This is a genomic window from Promicromonospora sp. NPDC057488 (genome assembly GCF_042802395.1).
GTDB lineage: Bacteria > Actinomycetota > Actinomycetes > Actinomycetales > Cellulomonadaceae > Promicromonospora.
On sequence record NZ_JBHVEG010000010.1, the window covers coordinates 36,757 to 54,057 of the forward strand.

A 17,301-nucleotide genomic window follows, 5' to 3' on the forward strand; every position below is an offset into this window, starting at 1 on the left:
GCCGGCGGCGTCAGGCCCCGCGCCCGGCCAGCCGGTCGAGCCCGTCGAGGATCAGGTCGAGGCCGAACTCGAACTCGGTCTGGTCGTCGCACCAGCCCAGGGTGGCGCCCGGCTCGTCGTGGGCCACCTCGGCGAGCATCTGCACCATGTGCGGCACCTGGTCGGCCATCTGCTGGAGCATCGCGGTCGCCTCGTCGTCGGCGCCCTCCCTGGCTCCGCCGTCGGCGGCCGAGCCCGCGGTCGCGCCGTCGGGCTCGAAGAGCTCCTGGGAGAACCCGAACGCGCGGCTGCCCAGGGCGTGCATCGCGTGGTGCACCAGGTCCCAGGAGAAGCCGCCGCGCCGCATCAGCCCCAGCAGCGAGTCGCAGTACCGGACGATGTGCAGGCTGAACGACGTCCGGGACTCCAGGACGGTCGACGCCCAGGGGTGGCGCAGCAGCACCGCGCGCGCCGTGAGGATCTGCCGGCGCATCGCGGGCTTCCAGGCCGACGGGGGCGCGTCGTCCGGCAGCGGGTCGAGCAGGGCGACCGCGTCCTGGATCTCCGCCGCGACGACGTCCACCACGCCGTCCAGCAGGTCCTCCTTGCTGGCGACGTGGTGGTAGAGCGACATGGCCTCGATGCCGACCTCGCGGGCCAGGCTCCGCATGGTGAGTGACCCGAGGCCGTCCCGGTCCGCCAGGGCGACCGCCGACTCCAGCACCCGGGCGCGGGTGAGTGCGGTCCGTGGTGGTGTGCCTGTGGTCTGCGGGGAAGTCATGGTCTCGCGATCCTACGTCCGTGAACCCTTGACGGAGCCTGGGGACGGTCCTACCTTACGACGTAAGGCTTACGCCGTAAGCCTCCTCCGGAAGGCGGTGCGTCATGTGGAGCTGGATCCTGTGGGCGGTAGGGGCTCTTCTCGTGCTGGGGCTCGCCGCGTTCGTGGCACTGGTGCTGGTCATGCGCACCAAGAACCGGCGAGGCCTCGCGGTCGTCCGCCGGTTCAACCGCCGGGTCACCAACCGCCGGACGCTGCGGGACGCGGGGAAGGCCGGTTCGTCCAACGACCTGATCCGGCACGTCGGGCGCAGGTCCGGGGTGCGGTACGCGACGCCGATCGGCGTGTACCCGATGGACGACGACTTCCTCGTCTACCTGCCGTACGGCACCGGCGTGGACTGGCTGCGCAACGTCCGGGCGGCCGGTTCCGCGGAGCTGCTGGTCGACGGGCGGGCCTACGTGGTGACCCCGGAGATCGTCGAGCCGGCCGAGGCGCTGCCCTACCTGAGCGGGGCGGACCGGCGGGTCGCGCGGCTCTTCAAGGTCACCGACTTCCTCGCGCTGCGCCGCGCGCCGGTCGGCGCGACGGGCACGGAGGGCGCGTCCAGCACGGCCGGCACGGGCACGACCGAGACGGGCGGCACGGCGTGAGGGCCGTCGTCCGCGACCGGTACGGGGCGGCCGACGTCCTGCGGGTCACCACGCTCGACGCGCCCGAGCCGGGCCCGGGCGAGGCGGTCGTCCGGGTCGAGGCCGCATCGCTGAACATGGCCGACGTCGACCACCTGCTAGGTAGGCCGCGCCTCGCCCGCCTGGCCACGGGCCTGGTGCGCCCGGCGAACCTCAGGGTCGGGCTCGACGTGGCCGGGACGGTCGAGCGCGTCGGTGCGGACGCAACCGGCCTGCGCCCCGGCGACCGCGTCTGGGCCGACCTCTTCGACAGCGGCCAGGGATCGCTGGCCGACCGGGTGTGCGTCCCGGCGTCGGCCCTCGCCCCGCTCCCGGACCAGGTCTCGTTCGAGGACGCCGCCACGGTGCCGCACTCGGGCTCGCTCGCGCTCCAGGGGTTGCGCGCCGCGGGGCCGGTCCGGGCCGGCGAGCGGGTGCTGGTCAACGGCGCGGGCGGCTGCGTGGGGCCGTTCGCGGTGCAGATCGCCAAGGCGCGCGGCGCGGTGGTCACCGCCGTCGACCACGGGGACAAGCTGGACCTGCTCCGGGAGGTGGGCGCGGACGAGGTGCTCGACTACCGCCAGGACGACGTCACGCGTTCCGGCCGGCGGTTCGACGTGGTGCTGGACATCGCCGACACCCGGTCCCTCGTCGCGCTGCGCCGCTGCCTCGCGCCGGGCGGCCGGTACGTGCTGATCGCGCGGCGCATCGGGTCCTTCGCGGAGAAGGCGCTGCTCGGCCCGGTGGTCGGCAGGCTGACCGGGACCCGGATGGGCACGTTCGCCTGGCACCCGAACCGGCGGGCGGACCTGGACGAGCTGGCGGCGCTGCTCGCCTCGGGCGCCGTGCGGCCCGTCGTCGACCGCCGCTACGGCCTGGACGAGGTGCAGGCGGCGTTCCGCCGCCTGGCCACGGGCGCCGCCCGCGGCAAGCTCGTGTTCACCCCATAGGCGAGCCGCCGTCGAACGTAGGGATCGTCGCGGCATGAGCGCTGTTCCGGCGACTGACCCTACGCTCGGTGCCCATGGCCTAGATGGCAGGATCGGGCGCATGACGCAACGCCGCATCCTCATCCTCTCCGGCCGTGGACGCTACGAGGACCCCTGGCACGACCACGCGGCGACGTCGCACGTGGCCGCCGGGATCCTCGGTGAGCTGGGGGCCGTCGAGGTACGCGGGCTGTTCCGCGACGCGCTGGACGACCTGGACTCCATGGACCTGCTGGTCGTCAACGGCGGCACGGGCCGCCGCGACGCCGACTTCGACGGGTCCGACGACGACTGGCGACCCGTCCACGACCGGCTGTCCGGCTGGGCGCGGGCCGGGGGCGCCGTGCTCGGGCTGCACCAGGCCGCGAACACCTTCTACGACGCGCCCGACTGGGCGGCGGTGCTCGGGGGCCGCTGGATCCCCGGCGAGTCGATGCACCCGCCGATCGGCACCGCCCGCTTCGAGCTGGTCCAGGGCCACCCGGTCACCGACGACCTGCGCGCGGTCGAGGCCTTCGACGAGCGGTACTGCCGCCTGAGCGTCGCGCCGGAGACGCGCGTGCTCGGCACCACCCTGGACGACGACGGCAAGCCGCACCCCGTCGTCTGGGTCAACGAGGCGCACGGCGGCCGCAGCGCCTACTCGGGGCTGGGCCACGACGTCCGCTCCTTCGAGTCGGAGGGGCACCAGGAGCTCCTGCGCCGCGCTGCTTCCTGGCTGCTGGCGTAGCACGAAGAGTGCTACCTCTGGTCCGGGATCCATCACCCAGGGTAGGATCGAAGGTATGAAGGTGAGTGTGAGCATTCCGGAACAGGACCTGCGGTTCCTGGACGACTACGTGGTGGACAACGGGCTCGGCTCGCGGTCCGCCGGTGTCCACGAGGCGATCGGCGCCCTGCGGCAGATGGCGCTCACGCTGGAAGCCGAACAGGCCATCTCCGAGTGGTACGACTCGGGTGAGGCCGAGGTCTGGGACGTGACGGTCGCCGACGGCCTGGAGTCCGATGTATCGCGGTGAGGTCTGGTACGCGGACCTCGACCCGGTGCGCGGTTCCGAGGCGAACAAGGTCCGGCCCGTCGTCATCGTGTCGAACGACGCGTACAACGCGGCAGCCCGGCGACTCGGCCGTGGCGTCCTGACCGTCGTGCCGCTGACGAGCAACGTGAAGCGCGTGCTCTCGTTCCAGGTGCTGGTCTCGAAGCGGGGCTCGGGGCTCGCGGTCGACTCCAAGGCGCAGGCCGAGCAGGTGCGGGCGGTCGACATGAGCCGCCTGGTCAACCGCGTCGGCAAGCTGTCCACCGACGAGCAGGCGGCGCTCGACGACGCCCTGCTGGTGCACCTCGGGATCTCCTGATCCGCTTGACCTCAACCGTTGTTGAGGTTGTTGGCTGGGCCGCATGGAGATCATCAGCGTCGACACGGTGACCCGCTCGCTCGCAGAGACCGCCGCGTACTACGAGACGGTCCTCGGCCTGCCGGTCAGCAAGGAGATCGGCGCGGTCGAGGTCACCGTCGGGCGCACGGTCCTGCGCTTCCGCGAGGACGCCGACGCCGCGGGCGACCAGCACTACGCGTTCCTGATCGACGACGCGCGGTTCGACGCCGCCCGCGCGTTCCTGGCGGCGGGGCCCGGTCTGCTGAGCGACGGCGACCGCACCGAGTTCGAGGCGCAGGACGCCTGGAACGCGCGGTCGCTCTACTTCCCGGGACCGGACCGCTCCGTCCTGGAGGTCATCGCGCGCCGTGATCTTCCCCGCGACCTGGGTGCCGGACGCGGCGCGGGGGCGAAGGCCTCGAGCCTGCCCGTGCCCGGCACCCAGCCAAGCCCGTCAGAACCGTTCGGGCCGGGCGACCTGCTGTCCGTGAGCGAGGTGGGCGTCGCGGTGCCCGACGTCGTGGACGCCGCGGACCGGCTCACCGAGGCCGGCATCGGCCGCTACCCGGACGGGTCGGCGACGTTCAGCCCGGCCGGGCACATCGACGGCATGCTGATCCTGGTCAGCGTGGGCCGCACCTGGTTCCCGACGTCGGACCGCGTGGTGGGCGAGCCGCCTGTGACCGTGGTCGCCCAGGCGGGACCGGCGAGCCCCGGCGTCGTGCCCGGGCGGTACGAGCTGGCCCCGGGCCGGGTGCTGGTGGTGCGGGCGTAGCCCACTCGAACGTCCTGCCAATTATCGCGATATCACTTTTGCGAGAATCTCAGTATCACTTCTGCGATCGATCGAGGCTCTTGACCCTCGTCTCACGCCCCCTCGGCGAACCCCGCCTGGCGCCATACCTCGTAGACCGCGATCGACGCCGCGTTGGTCAGGTTGAGCGACCGCCGACCGGGCAGCATCGGGATGCGCAGCTCGTCGGTGACGCGGGGGTGCTTCAGCGCCTCGGGCGGCAGGCCCGTGGGCTCGGGGCCGAACAGCAGCACGTCGCCCGGCCGGTACTCGACGTCGGTGAAGCGCGTGGTCGCGCGGGTCGTGAACGCGAACACCCGGGCCTCGGGCAGTGCGTCGAGGGCGGTGTCGAGCGACGGGTGCACGTCCATGACGGCGAGGTCGTGGTAGTCCAGCCCGGCGCGCTTCAGCTTGGCCTCCGAGAGGTCGAAGCCCAGTGGTTCCACCAGGTGCAGCCGCGCCCCCGTCACGGCGGCGAGCCGGATCGCGGACCCGGTGTTCCCGGGGATGCGCGGCTCGAAGTAGACGATGTGGGCGAGGGGGTTCTCGGGCAGCTCGGGGGCGTCAGGGTGCGGCACGGGTCCATTCTCGCTGCCCGACGGCGGGGCGTCGTCCCCGCCGTGGCACCAGCCGGCGGCCGGGGCCGGGGCCGACCCGGCCTCCGGCGGTCCGGTCAGGTCAGCAGCAGCGACTTGCCCACCGTCGCGCGCTCGGCCAGCGAGACGTGGGCTGCGGCGGCGTCGGACAGGGGGAACGTCGCGCCGATGGCGGGGCGGATCCGGCCCGCGGCCGCCAGCTTCAGCACCTGCTCCAGCAGGGACCGGACGAGCTCCGGTGCGGGCGGGCCGCCGGCCAGCTCGTTGATGACCTCGATCCGGCGCTGCTCGGCGACCCGCGGGTCGATCTCGGTGAACTGGCCGCTGGCGGTGCCGTAGGTGACGAACCGGCCGCCGTCGGCCACGGTCTCGAAGACCTCCGCCCCGAGCGCGCCGCCTGCTCCGTCCAGGGCCAGCGCGACGCCCGGTCCGCCCGTCGCCGCACGCACCCGCTCCGCCCAGCCCGGCTCGGAGTAGTCGACGGCGACCTCCGCGCCCAGCTCGCGGGCCAGGGCCAGCTTGGCCTCGCCCCGTGCCGCGGCGACGACGCGTGCCCCGGCGTCGCGCAGGATCTGGACGGCCAGCGACCCGGCGCCGCCGGCCGCGGCCGCGACCAGCACCCAGGGCGCCCCGTCGGTCCCGGCAGGGGCGTGCTGGGTCAGCCGCAGCGCGGTCACGCCGTCCGTCATGAGGGCCGCGGCCTGGGTCAGGTCCAGGCCGTCCGGCACGGGGACGACGTCCCCGAGGTCGCCGACCACCCGCTCGGCGTACCCCGGCCCGTGCACGACGACGGGGCGCCCGGCCCAGGCGGGGTCCACCCCGCTCCCGACGGACTCGACCCGGCCCGCGCCGCCCGTCCCGGGCACGTACGGCGGGCGCAGCGGGAAGATCTCGCCGCCCCATCCGCCGCGCAGGAGGGTGTCGAGAAAGATGACGTCGGCCGCGACGAGCCGCACCACCACCTGGCCCGGCCCCGCGACCGGGTCCGGGACCTCCCGGGCTACCAGCACCTCGGGACCGCCGAACTCCCGCACCTCGATCGCCCGCATCTGGCTCTCCCTCGTCCGCGCCGGCCCTTGTGGCCGGCCTCGGTCGCCACGCTAGAACCTCAACCAAAGTTGAGGGCAAGGCCCGTTGCCCGCCCCTCCTTGATCGCTCCCGCGCGCCCGCATAACCTGGGCCCATGACGCACGGGCGGAACTGGTGGCGGCTGCACCCGCAGCCGTGACCTGACGCGCCCACCCGCACAGAAGTCCCGAGCTGCCCGCCGCAGCCCGGGACTTTTCTGTGCCCGACGCCGTGCGTGGGCGGCTCCCTGACCAAGGAGACCCACCATGTCCATGACCCTGCCGCCCGAGGCGGCCCCGACGTCGTCCGCCCCCGCCACCCTTCACGACCTCGGCGCCGCCCGCGAGAAGCGCGCCACCACCCGCTCCGCCGTCGCGGCGCGCGAGCGCACCGCCGTCCTGGAGGACCGGATCGCCCGGAACCCGGGGGAGTACCGCGTGCTGACCGGCGACCGCCCGACCGGGGCCCTGCACCTGGGGCACCTGCTGGGCACCGTCGCGAACCGCGTGCGCCTGCAGGACCTGGGCGTCGAGGTGTTCCTCATCGTCGCCGACTACCAGGTCATCACCGACCGGGACGACGCCGGCGACCTGCCCGCGACCGTCCGCGAGGTGCTGCTCGACTACCTCGCGGCGGGCCTGGACCCCGCGCGCAGCACCGTCTTCACGCACTCGGCGGTGCCGGCCCTCAACCAGCTCCTGCTGCCGTTCCTGTCGCTGGTCACCGTGGCCGAGCTGGAGCGCAACCCCACGGTGAAGGCCGAGGCCGAGGCGGCCGTGCTGCGGCAGAAGCGCGGCATCTCGGGGCTGCTGCTCACCTACCCGGTGCACCAGGCCGCCGACATCCTGTTCTGCCACGGCAACCTCGTGCCGGTGGGCGTGGACCAGCTGCCGCATCTGGAGATCACCCGGACCGTGGCCCGGCGGTTCAACCAGCGGTACGCGGCCGCGCGGCCGTACTTTCCCGAGCCGGACGCGCTGATCGCGCCGTCGACCACCGTGCTCGGCGACGACGGCCGCCGCATGTCCAAGTCGCGGGGCAACGCGCTGGAGCTGCGCGCCTCGGAGGACGACACGGCGACGTTCTTCAAGCGCGCGAAGACCGATCCGGAGCGTGCCATCACCTACGAGCCCGAGCGACGGCCCGAGATCGCCAACCTGCTCCAGATCGGCGCCTACTTCACCGGGAGCACCCCGGAGCGCCTTGCCGAGGAGGTCGGCTCCGCCGGCGCGGGGCGCCTCAAGGCGCTGGTCACCGAGGCGGTCGTGGAGGGCCTGCGTCCCCTCCGTGCCCGACGGCGGGAGCTCGCCTCCGCCGGCCCGCGGTACCTCGACGAGGTGCTCGGCCGGGGCAACGCGCGGGCGAACGAGATCGCGGACCGCACCCTGGACGACGTCCGCGGGCTGATGGGGATGCGGTACTGAGTCCACAGGCCTGTGGACAAAGAGATCCCCGGCCGGGATGCCTCAATAACCCGGCCGGGGAAGCCTGTCCGGACGGCCGGCGGCGCGACGGGTAGCCACCCGTGGATGTCGCGCCGTCAGCCGCCCGAGATCATCGGGCCAGCCGCTCCCGCAGGGCGTCGAGCTGGCTGCGCAGCGCGGCGGGCGTGTGGTCGCCGAACCGGTCGAAGAACTCCTCGGTCAGCTCGGCCTCGGCCTGCCACGGCTCGGTCGGCACGTCGAACAGGGCCGCCATGTCGGCGTCGGGCACGTCGATGCCGTCCAGGTTCAGCGTGCCGGGGGCGGGGATGCTGCCCACCGGCGTGGCCACCGAGGTGTCCTCGCGCAGGCCGCGGCCGGCCTCGACCTGGCCCACGATCCATTCGACCACGCGCGAGTTCTCGCCGAACCCGGGCCACAGGAAGCGGCCGTCCTCACCACGGCGGAACCAGTTGACCTGGAAGATCCGCGGGCGCTTCGACTCCTCGATGCCCGCGCCGACCTCCAGCCAGTGCGCCCAGTGGTCGGCCATGTTGTAGCCGCAGAACGGGAGCATCGCGAAGGGGTCGCGGCGCAGCTCGCCGAGCGCGCCCTCGGCGGCGGCCGTGCGCTCCGAGGAGATGGTGGCGCCCATGAACACGCCGTGCTCCCAGCCGAACGACTCGGCCACGAGCGGCACGTTGCTGGCGCGGCGGCCGCCGAACACGATCGCGTCGACCGGCACGCCGGCCGGGTCCTCCCAGGTGTCCGCGATGGTCGGGCACTGGGCGGCGGACACGGTGAACCGGGAGTTCGGGTGCGCCGCCGGAGTCTCGGAGTCGGGCGTCCAGTCGTTGCCCTGCCAGTCGGTCAGGTGCGCCGGCGGCTCGGCCGTCAGTCCCTCCCACCAGACGTCGCCGTCGTCGGTCAGCGCGACGTTGGTGAAGATGGTGTCGCGGTCGAACGTGGCCACGGCGGTGGGGTTGGTGTCGACGCCGGTACCCGGCGCGACGCCGAAGAAGCCCGCCTCGGGGTTGATGGCGCGCAGCGCGCCGTCGGGGCCGGGGCGCATCCACACGATGTCGTCGCCGAGGGTCTCGACCTTCCAGCCCGGGATGGTGGGCTGCAGCATCGCGAGGTTCGTCTTGCCGCAGGCGCTCGGGAAGGCGGCGGCCAGGTGGTACTGGCGCTGCTCGGGCGAGGTGATGCGGATCAGCAGCATGTGCTCGGCGAGCCAGCCCTCGTCGCGCGCCATCGCCGAGGCGATCCGCAGCGCGAAGCACTTCTTGCCGAGCAGGGCGTTGCCGCCGTAGCCGGAGCCGTACGACCAGATCTCGCGGCTCTCCGGGAAGTGCACGATGTACTTGGTGTCGCTGCACGGCCAGGCCACGTCCGCCTCGCCCTCGGCCAGGGGCGCACCCACCGAGTGCACGGCGGGGACCCACTGCTGGCCGGCGTCGATGAGCCGCAGGATCTCGTCCGAGACGCGGGTCATGACGTGCATGGAGACGACGACGTACGGCGAGTCGGTGATCTCGATGCCCACCTGCGAGATGGGGCCGCCCACCGGGCCCATCGAGAACGGCACCACGTACATGGTGCGGCCCTTCATGGAGCCGGCGAAGACGCCCTTCAGCTCGGTGCGCATGTCCGCCGGGGCCACCCAGTTGTTCGTGGGGCCGGCGTCCTCCTCGTCCGTGGAGCAGATGAAGGTGCGCGACTCGACGCGGGCGACGTCGGCCGGGTTGGAGCGCGCCAGGTACGAGCCCGGCCGCTTCTCCTGGTTCAGCGCGACAAGGGTGCCGGCGTCGAGCATCTGGTCGATGAGGCGCTGCTTCTCGTCGGCGGAGCCGTCGCACCAGACGATCTCGTCCGGCTGCGTGAGCTCGGCGACGCGGGCGACCCAGTCGCGCACGTCCAGGTCTCCGGCGGCAGGGATGCCGTTCGCGGCCGTGGACGCCGAGGTGTCTGCCGTGGTGGAGTCCTGACCGATGGTCACGTCGGCCACGAGCTCGGCGACGAGCCGGGTTCGGCGGGGGTTCGCGAGGACGGACATGTGCGCTCCGATCGTCAGACTGCGGGCCACGGTGGCGGGCTTGTTTCCACCTTCACGTGCGGATCGCCCCGAATTCCAGCCCATGGGCTGTCAAGAATCGCCGATCTTCACGTAGTGTGAAGGAGCGGGTTCTTGCTGGCCCGTCCCGGGCAGCGACCGGGTGAAAGCGACCACGAGCGGAGGGCGACATGCCTGCCGGAGGCGAGCCGACGTCGTCGGGCGGCGAGACGGACCTGATCACCCTCGGACGGCGGATCCGGCACCTGCGGACCGGGCAGGGGCTCACGCTGGACGCGCTCGGCGAGAAGGTCGGCTCGGCGCCGAGCCTGCTCTCCCTCGTGGAGAACGGCCGCCGCGAACCCCGGCTCGGGCTGCTCCGGTCGATCGCGGAGGCCCTGGGCGTCCCCATGAGCGAGCTGCTGAGCGCCGAGCCGCCGTCGCGCCGGGCTGCCCTGGAGATCGCGCTGGACCGGGCGCAGCGCGGCCCCCTGTTCACCACGCTCGGGGTGCCGGCCGTCAAACCCAGCCAGAAGCTGCCCATGCCGGTGCTCGAACAGCTCGTGGGCCTGCACGACGAGCTGGCCCGCCGCGAGCAGATGGCGATCGCCACGCCCGAGGAGGCCCGGCGGGCCAACACCGAGCTGCGCCTGGAGCGGGAGGCCCGCGACAACCACTACCCGCAGTTCGAGGCCGTCGCCGAGCAGATGGTCAAGGCCGCCGGGTACACGGGCGGCGCGCTGACCCACCGAACCGTGGCGCGGATGGCCGAGCAGATGGGCTTCACGCTGCTGCACGTGGGCGACCTGCCCCGGTCCGCCCGCTCGGTGACCGACCTGCGCAACGGGCGCATCTACCTGCCCCCGGCGTCGACCCCGGGCGGGCACGGCCTGCGGTCGCTCGCGCTGCAGGCGCTGGCGCACCGCGTGCTGGAGCACGACCGGCCGCGCTCGTACGGCGAGTTCCTGCGCCAGCGCGTCGAGATCACGTACTTCGCCGCCGCGTGCCTGGTGCCGCAGTTCGTGGCGGTGCCGTTCCTGGAGGCTCGCAAGCGGGAGCGCGACCTGGCCGTCGAGGACTTCCGCGACGCCTTCGGCATCACGCACGAGGCGGCCGCCATGCGGCTGACCAACCTCGCCACGCACCACCTCGGCATCCCGCTGCACTTCCTGCGCGTGGGGGCCGACGGCGCGCTGTTCCGCGGCTACGCGAACGACGGGCTGCCGTTCCCGCAGGACGTCACGGGCGCCATCGAGGGGCAGCTCATCTGCCGGCGCTGGGCGGCGCGCGAGGCGTTCGAGCGCCGCGACCGCGCCACCGAGTTCTACCAGTACACCGACACCCCGGCCGGGACGTTCTGGTGCTCCACCCAGACGGGGTCGACGTCGCCCGCGGGCGGGACCGACGGTGGTTCTGGCGCGTTCTCGATCACGGTCGGGGTGCCGTACGCGCACGCCAAGTGGTTCCGCGGGCGGGACACGCAGGTGCGGCGCGTCTCGACCTGCCCCGACCCGGCCTGCTGCCAGCGGCCCTCGGCGGAGCTCACCGACCGCTGGTCGGGCGAGGCCTGGCCGTCCGGGCGCATGCACCAGCAGATCCTCGCGGCCCTGCCGCGCGGCGCGTTCCCCGGTGTTGACGACGCCGAGGTGTACGCGTTCCTGGACAAGCACGCCCCCGACTGACCCCCGTGTCAGACGCACAGGTCCCTCGGGTGACCTGTGCGTCTGACACGCGCGTATGACCTCCCCGTCAGGTCCCCGGCGCGGCGTCGGGTTAGCGTAGGCGACCGTGGCATCGAACCTGGCTTGCATCGGACTGGACGTCTGGCGACGTAGCGAATTTCGCGACCTGGTGGCCTCGGCACGCGCGGAGGCCGAGACGATCGCCAAGGACGGTGAGGTCGGGGTGCACATCTGGACCGACGTGTCCGGTGCCCGCCTGATCATCACCACCGAGGGCGACCTGGTGCGCGTGGTCACGCCCACCTTCTACGCCGCGCCCGGCGCCATCATCTCCGAGCCGCAGGCGGTCGACGGCGGCCTGGTGCTCGCCGAGCTCGTGAACCAGCACGACGAGGTCATCACCGAGATCGCCTGCCAGCTCGAGGAGCTCGCCCTGCTCGGCAACGCGGAGACCCCGATCACCGGCCCGGTCTCCATCGTCGTGCTCGGCAACTCCGTGCAGGTCATCGGCCAGGCCGACGCCGCCGTGTCCGGCCTGGTCTTCGAGCCCACGGGCGCGTACGCGGCCTCGACCGACGCCGTCGCGCACCTGACCGGCGTCGTGCTGGCGATCGAGCAGCGCACCGTCTCCCGCACCGGCCAGGGGTTCACCGCCGCCCGCGTGCAGACCGACGGCTTCCAGGTGACCCTCTGCCTCCCGACGGGGCAGCCGGAGCTGAGCCCCGGCGACGTCGTCGAGGTGGACGGGTACGTGGTGGCGTCGCTGCCGTCCCTGCGCTGACGCCCGCAGGCCCGGAGCCCGCGGGGTAGGGCAGCCCCTACCTGCCTCCGGGGGTGCACCGGCTAGGTCGGGCAGCGCCAGGTTCCTACGGTCGGTGCATGCCCTCTGACCTGCATAAAGATGCTCCCGCCCTCGGCTCCGTGGGCCCTCGTGCGCCCGGCCGTCCGTGGTGGCGGCGCCCGTGGACGGCGGTCCTGGCGGTCGTCGTCCTCGCCTTCCTGGCGGTCTCGCTGCCCCGGTACCTGGTCCTCGATCCGGGGCTCTCCCTCGTGCCGTCCACGTTCCCGGGGCACTACGTGCTGCTCGTGAGCCACATCGGCTTCGCGACCGTGGCGATGGCGACCGGCCTCTTTCAGGTGTGGCCCTGGTTCCGGCGCCGGTTCCGGGTAGCGCACCGGCGCCTCGGGCGGGTGTACGTGCTCGGCGGGGTGGTCCCCGCGGCGATCCTCGCCGGAGTCATCGGCGCGGCGTCGCCGTTCGGTCCGATGTCGGCCGTGAGCCACGTCTTTCTCGCCGTGCTGTGGCTCGCGTGCACCGTGGCCGGGTTCCGTGCCGCCCGGCAGCGCCGGTTCGACGAGCATCGCGAGTGGATGGTGCGCAGCTACGTGCTCACGATGTCGATCGTCACGAACCGGCTGTGGCACTTCGTGTGGATGCCGGTCCTCGGGCCCCGGGTGGACACCTGGTTCCAGGGCAGCGAGGTCGCGATGATGCAGACCGAGATGGCCCTGACCAACTGGCTCGGCTGGACGGTGCCGCTGGTCGTGGCGGAGGCGTGGCTCCTGAGCCGGCGGCCGGGCCGCCGCCGGACCGTTGGGGGAACCACTGATGACAGGGCGCGGGCCCGCCTGGTGTGATTTCACCCGGCCCCGCGCGTCCGGCCGGCGGCTCACGGCGATCCCCGAGGACGGTCCCACCCATGAGAACCTCCCGCTCCCTGCTCGTCGTCGCGGTACTGGCCGCGGGCGCTCTCGGCTTGCCGACGGCGGCGGCCGCACCCGCTGTCCCGGCGGCCGTGACGGCCGAGGCCGCGCCGCCGTCCGGCACCTACTACGTGCAGAGCGCCACGACGGGGCTCAACGCGGCGGACGCCGGGGGTGCCGTCGAGCAGCACCGGCCGAAGGGCGACGAGGACCGGCAGCAGTGGACCCTGCGTGCCGCCGGATCGGCCCACGTCCTGGAGAGCACCGATGCGGCCGGGACCTGCCTGGGCCGCTCCGGTGGGCAGGCGCGGACGGTCGGTTGCGACCAGGCCGACGCCGCCTGGGAGGTGCTCGACGCGGGCGGGGACCGGTACCTGCTCCGCGCTCCCGGCACCGGTGACCACCTCACCGTGAGCCCCAGGCCGGGCGGCGAGAACTACCCGGCCCAGCTCGCGGTGGGCGGCGACGGGTCGCTCGCGCAGTGGTACCTGACGCCCGTCGGCCCGGTGACCGGCCCGCTGCCGCCGGCCGACCAGCGCACGCTGGACCAGATGACGTTCCTCACCGCGCACAACGCGTACGCGAACGGGGTGGACGGCGGCTTCGCGCCGCCGTTCGTGAACCTCGCGCCGAACCAGACGCGGGGGATCGAGCAGCAGCTCGCCGACGGCGTCCGCGGGTTCCAGCTCGACATCCACCAGACCGGCGACGGCGCGATCCTGTGCCACAACAGCTGCACCCTGGTGAGCAGCCCCGTCGCGCTCTGGGTGGACCTCCAGCGGATGGTCGACTTCCTTCAGGCGCACCCGGACCAGTTCGTCACGGTGTTCCTGGAGGACTACGTGGAGCCCGCCGTGCTGCGTGCCGAGCTCGACCGCGTCGACGGGCTGGCGGACGTGCTCTACCGGCCGGACCGCACCGGCGTCCGCGAGGACGGCTGGCCCACGATGTCCCGGCTCGTCGCCGACAACGACCGCCTGTTGATCCTCAGCGACCACAGCCGGTCCGCCGACGAGGGCGCGGGCCTGACCCGGGAGAGCTTCGGCGTCATGTACCAGCGGGAGTGGACCGTGGAGAACTACTGGTCCATGGGCCCGGGCATCGGCGACTCGGACTGGGCCTGCTACAGCCGCTGGTACGACGCCGGCACGAACATCCCGCTCACGAGCCCCGGGGCGGGGTTCCGGCCGCTGTTCGTGATGAACCACTTCCGGGACGTGCCGGTCGAGGTGACGGCCCGGACCGACAACGAGCGGCTGCTGGACCGGGCCCAGCGGTTCTGCCAGCCTGCGGCCCGCAAGAAGCCGACGTTCGTCGCGGTGGACCGCTACGACGTCGGCGACCCGGCCGCGGCGGTGCGGACGCTGAACACGTACACGTACTGACGTCTCTCCTTTGAGGCCTAAGTTTCTTCGCTCTGCGACGCCGCAAAGCGAAGAAACTTAGGCCTCGAAGGGGAGGGGTGCCGCCTCGTAATCGACCAGCGGCTACTTCGGCGACGTCAGCGGGCCGCCCCGCGCGTCGAGCCGGTCCAGGAGCTTGGGCAGGACGTCGCCGAGGCGCAGCCCGTCGTGCTCGAACTCGTTGGTGACCCACGGCTCGACGTTGCCCACGTGCGCCGCCGTCTCCAGCGACAGGGACGCGTCGACGAACATGTCGTCGAAGTACACGGCGGCCTCGACCGGGATCTCGTTGTCCGCGAGCCGGTGCAGGTCGTACAGGTCGCCCCAGTCCTGCCGCTGCGCCAGGGCGTCGGCGGCGGCCGCGAACGGCCGCAGGGCGCTGATCTCGGAGAACATCCAGGGGTAGATCATCTCGCCGGTCAGCAGCAGCGGCCGGGCGTCCTCGCCGAACGCCGGGTCGGCGTCGCGCACGGACTGGGCCGCCCACGCGGTGGGGCCCGTGTGGGACTGGGCGTAGATCGACTCGTGCAGCAGGGCGTACAGCGGGTTGGTCGCGAAGGACGTCTCGGCCGCGACCGTCGCGCGGAACGTGTCGCTGAGCGGGCCGCCGTGCAGGGAGTCGAACGCCTCGTCGACGATCCAGTGCACGCGCTCGAACCCGGGCTGCATGCCGAAGTCCATGCCGAGGGTCTGGAAGCGCCGCGTGGTCAGGACGTCGCCGCCGGGCTCCGTGACCTCGCCGGTCGAGAGGCGGTCGGCGATGCGGCCCAGGGCCTTGGTGACGTGCGGGTAGCGCGCACGGAACCGCTCGTTCTTGGCCACCACGCGCGGCTGGGTGCGCTCGTAGACCTCCCGGGCCGACGCCGTCAGCCCCGGCAGGCCGCCGGTCACGAGGCTCGCGTTCAGGCCCTCGGGGGCGAACGACAGGTACGTCATCGTGATGAAGCCGCCGTACGACTGGCCGAGCGAGGTCCAGCGCCGGCCGTCGAACAGCGTCTTCCGGACGTGCTCGGCGTCGCGCACGATGTTGTCGGCGCGGAAGTGCGCGAGGTACTCCGCCTGCTCCTCGGGCGTGCCGATCGCGGTCAGGGCCTCCGCCCGGACGGCGGTGGACCGCCCGGTCCCGCGCTGGTCCAGCAGCACGACGCGGAACCGCTTCAGGGCCGCGCCGACCCAGCCGTCCGGGCCGGTGGGGCGGGGGCCTTTGCCACCGGGGCCGCCCTGGAGGAACACGAGGAGCGGCAGGTCCTCGGTGCGGCGGGTCGGGTCCACTAGCTCGCGCGCGAACACGGAGATCGTGGGGGACCCGTCGGGCTGGGACCAGTCGAGCGGGACGTCGACGGAGTGGTCGGTGACATGGACACCGGGAAGCGTGTAGCTGATGGGCACGCGCCGAGCCTACGACCGCACGCCGGGCCGCCGCAGCGCCGCGTTCGCGATATTGATTGCATTAGTGGAGTGGCTGCTCTAATAATTGAGCCATGACGACCACCGAGGTACGCCAGCCGCCCGCACTCCCCGTCGTGCTCGGCCTGGGCGTGCTCGCGCTCGGCCTCGTGGTCGGCTGGTTCGCCGCGCCGCTGGCCGGCGGGCTGGCCGGACTGATCGACGCCACACCGCTGCCCGTGCCGCGGCTGATCACACTGATCGAGTCCCTGACCCTGCCCTGGACGCTCGGCATCCTGGGCGGGCTCGGCCTGCTGGGCGGCGGCTTCATCGCCTTCATGACGGTGGGGGAGGCGCCGGCGCTCTCCGTCGCCGACGACCACGTCGAGCACAGGCAGGAGGAGCGCGAGGTCTGGATCGAGCGGTCCGACGTCGGCGCGGCGTTCCCCGACAAGACGGACCTGGTGCTCCTGCGGCCCGACGGCGCCCTGCGCGCCCGCCTCGACACCGACACCCTGTCGGCGGCGCAGGTGCGCGACGCGCTGACCGGGCACGGCTGGCCCTGGCACGACGCCGACCCGCACGAGCAGCACTACGAGCGCTGGGTGGACGGCCGCCCGGGGTTCACCGCCGCCGAGCACGAGGCGCTCCGCCGTCGGCTGGAGAAGCGCAAGGACGCCGACGCCCGCCGCCAGGCGGACGAGGACCTCGCCGCGCTCGGCCTGGTGGCCCGCGTCCGGGACGACCGGATCCAGGTGCGCCGCACGGCGACGACCGAGGGCGCGCGTGGCACGGACCGTTGACCCCGAACGGCACGAGGCGCGCCGGCTGGTGATCATCGACGCCGCGCTCACGGTCCTCGCGGAGCGCGGCTACGACGGCACCACCACCGCGGCCATCTGCAAGCAGGCCGGCATCGGGTCGGGCACGTTCTTCCACTACTTCCCGACCAAGCTGGACGTGCTGCTCGCGATCCTGACGCTCGGCACCCAGGAGGCCGGCGAGGCGGAGGCGCGGTACGCGGGCCGGACGGACGCCCTCGGCGTCGTCCTCGACATCGTGCGGCAGGGCGCCGACGACGCCGCGGACCCCCGGATGCCCGGGTTCGTGCGCGCGGTGGGCGGCGTCATGCACCTGCCGGAGGTCGCGGCCCGGCTCGACGACGACGCGAACGTCCAGCAGGACCTGATCCGGCCCTGGGTCGAGCGGGCCCAGCGGGCCGGCGAGATCCGGACCGACCTGACGCCCGCCCGCATCACCTCGTGGCTGTATCTCCTGACCGACGGCTTCCTGGGTCGCGTGGCGGTCGACGAGGGGTTCACGGTGGAGGGCGAGACGGAGACGCTCGTGGACACGGCGCGCCGGTTCCTGGCGCCGTGACGGCCCGCCCCGGAAACG

The 17,301-nt window shown here is 73.2% G+C and carries 18 protein-coding genes; 13 read left to right on the forward strand and 5 right to left on the reverse strand.

Annotated elements, in window-relative coordinates; genetic code table 11:
- Positions 1–10 precede the first annotated feature (10 nt).
- A complete protein-coding gene (locus ACFU5G_RS03735; RefSeq protein WP_377240916.1) occupies positions 11–760 on the reverse strand; it encodes a TetR/AcrR family transcriptional regulator in 750 nt (249 codons plus the stop codon).
- A gap of 104 nt (positions 761–864) precedes the next feature.
- On the opposite strand from ACFU5G_RS03735, the gene ACFU5G_RS03740 reads away from it, so the two are divergent.
- The 6 genes from ACFU5G_RS03740 to ACFU5G_RS03765 all read left to right on the forward strand — a co-directional run bounded on the left by ACFU5G_RS03740 (position 865) and on the right by ACFU5G_RS03765 (position 4,572).
- Positions 865–1,413 (forward strand): nitroreductase family deazaflavin-dependent oxidoreductase, encoded by a 549-nt coding sequence (locus ACFU5G_RS03740; RefSeq protein WP_377240918.1) that lies wholly within the window; start codon positions 865–867, stop codon positions 1,411–1,413.
- On the forward strand, positions 1,410–2,381 hold the full coding sequence (locus ACFU5G_RS03745) for an NAD(P)-dependent alcohol dehydrogenase (protein ID WP_377240920.1): 972 nt from the start codon (positions 1,410–1,412) through the stop codon (positions 2,379–2,381). Before ACFU5G_RS03740 ends, ACFU5G_RS03745 begins: the two co-directional genes overlap by 4 nt.
- 100 nt (positions 2,382–2,481) lie before the next feature.
- Positions 2,482–3,150: a ThuA domain-containing protein gene (locus ACFU5G_RS03750; protein ID WP_377240922.1), complete on the forward strand. Its 669-nt coding sequence runs from the start codon at positions 2,482–2,484 to the stop codon at positions 3,148–3,150.
- A gap of 67 nt (positions 3,151–3,217) precedes the next feature.
- Positions 3,218–3,439 carry an antitoxin gene (locus ACFU5G_RS03755; protein WP_357482094.1) on the forward strand — a complete coding sequence of 74 codons (222 nt, stop codon included), beginning with the start codon at positions 3,218–3,220 and terminating at the stop codon, positions 3,437–3,439.
- Positions 3,426–3,776, forward strand: coding sequence for a type II toxin-antitoxin system PemK/MazF family toxin (locus ACFU5G_RS03760; RefSeq protein WP_377240924.1), 351 nt, complete (start codon positions 3,426–3,428; stop codon positions 3,774–3,776). Before ACFU5G_RS03755 ends, ACFU5G_RS03760 begins: the two co-directional genes overlap by 14 nt.
- Positions 3,777–3,819: 43 nt before the next feature.
- A complete protein-coding gene (locus tag ACFU5G_RS03765) occupies positions 3,820–4,572 on the forward strand; it encodes a hypothetical protein (RefSeq protein ID WP_377240926.1) in 753 nt (250 codons plus the stop codon).
- A gap of 92 nt (positions 4,573–4,664) precedes the next feature.
- Here ACFU5G_RS03765 and ACFU5G_RS03770 read toward each other — a convergent pair whose 3' ends face one another.
- Together ACFU5G_RS03770 and ACFU5G_RS03775 are read right to left on the reverse strand one after the other, a co-directional pair.
- Positions 4,665–5,144, reverse strand: a complete 480-nt coding sequence (locus ACFU5G_RS03770; protein WP_377240976.1) for a tRNA (cytidine(34)-2'-O)-methyltransferase — start codon at positions 5,142–5,144, stop codon at positions 4,665–4,667.
- A gap of 119 nt (positions 5,145–5,263) precedes the next feature.
- Complete coding sequence (locus ACFU5G_RS03775) at positions 5,264–6,235, reverse strand: zinc-binding dehydrogenase (RefSeq protein WP_377240928.1); 972 nt, start codon at positions 6,233–6,235, stop codon at positions 5,264–5,266.
- 285 nt (positions 6,236–6,520) lie between these two features.
- Here ACFU5G_RS03775 and trpS point away from each other — a divergent pair, with 285 nt between their 5' ends.
- Entirely contained in the window at positions 6,521–7,678 is a 1,158-nt protein-coding gene (gene trpS, locus ACFU5G_RS03780; RefSeq protein ID WP_377240930.1) for a tryptophan--tRNA ligase, read from the forward strand.
- A gap of 130 nt (positions 7,679–7,808) precedes the next feature.
- On the opposite strand, the gene ACFU5G_RS03785 is transcribed toward trpS, so the two are convergent.
- Positions 7,809–9,731: a phosphoenolpyruvate carboxykinase (GTP) gene (locus tag ACFU5G_RS03785; protein ID WP_377240932.1), complete on the reverse strand. Its 1,923-nt coding sequence runs from the start codon at positions 9,729–9,731 to the stop codon at positions 7,809–7,811.
- Positions 9,732–9,919: 188 nt separating this feature from the next.
- On the opposite strand from ACFU5G_RS03785, the gene ACFU5G_RS03790 reads away from it, so the two are divergent.
- The 4 genes from ACFU5G_RS03790 to ACFU5G_RS03805 all read left to right on the forward strand — a co-directional run bounded on the left by ACFU5G_RS03790 (position 9,920) and on the right by ACFU5G_RS03805 (position 14,499).
- Positions 9,920–11,410, forward strand: coding sequence for a helix-turn-helix domain-containing protein (locus ACFU5G_RS03790; RefSeq protein ID WP_377240934.1), 1,491 nt, complete (start codon positions 9,920–9,922; stop codon positions 11,408–11,410).
- Positions 11,411–11,516: 106 nt separating this feature from the next.
- On the forward strand, positions 11,517–12,191 hold the full coding sequence (locus ACFU5G_RS03795) for a hypothetical protein (RefSeq protein ID WP_377240936.1): 675 nt from the start codon (positions 11,517–11,519) through the stop codon (positions 12,189–12,191).
- 98 nt (positions 12,192–12,289) lie between these two features.
- Complete coding sequence (locus ACFU5G_RS03800; RefSeq protein WP_377240938.1) at positions 12,290–13,048, forward strand: DUF2306 domain-containing protein; 759 nt, start codon at positions 12,290–12,292, stop codon at positions 13,046–13,048.
- A 62-nt stretch (positions 13,049–13,110) separates the two neighbouring features.
- Entirely contained in the window at positions 13,111–14,499 is a 1,389-nt protein-coding gene (locus tag ACFU5G_RS03805) for a hypothetical protein (RefSeq protein ID WP_377240940.1), read from the forward strand.
- 102 nt (positions 14,500–14,601) lie between these two features.
- Here ACFU5G_RS03805 and ACFU5G_RS03810 read toward each other — a convergent pair whose 3' ends face one another.
- A complete protein-coding gene (locus tag ACFU5G_RS03810; protein WP_377240942.1) occupies positions 14,602–15,906 on the reverse strand; it encodes an alpha/beta fold hydrolase in 1,305 nt (434 codons plus the stop codon).
- A 92-nt stretch (positions 15,907–15,998) separates the two neighbouring features.
- Between ACFU5G_RS03810 and ACFU5G_RS03815 the strand changes: the two genes are divergently transcribed.
- Both ACFU5G_RS03815 and ACFU5G_RS03820 read left to right on the forward strand, forming a co-directional pair.
- Complete coding sequence (locus ACFU5G_RS03815) at positions 15,999–16,706, forward strand: hypothetical protein (RefSeq protein WP_377240944.1); 708 nt, start codon at positions 15,999–16,001, stop codon at positions 16,704–16,706.
- Positions 16,690–17,283 (forward strand): TetR/AcrR family transcriptional regulator, encoded by a 594-nt coding sequence (locus tag ACFU5G_RS03820; protein ID WP_377240946.1) that lies wholly within the window; start codon positions 16,690–16,692, stop codon positions 17,281–17,283. The genes ACFU5G_RS03815 and ACFU5G_RS03820 overlap by 17 nt, the downstream gene beginning before the upstream one ends.
- The last annotated feature ends 18 nt before the right edge of the window (positions 17,284–17,301 follow it).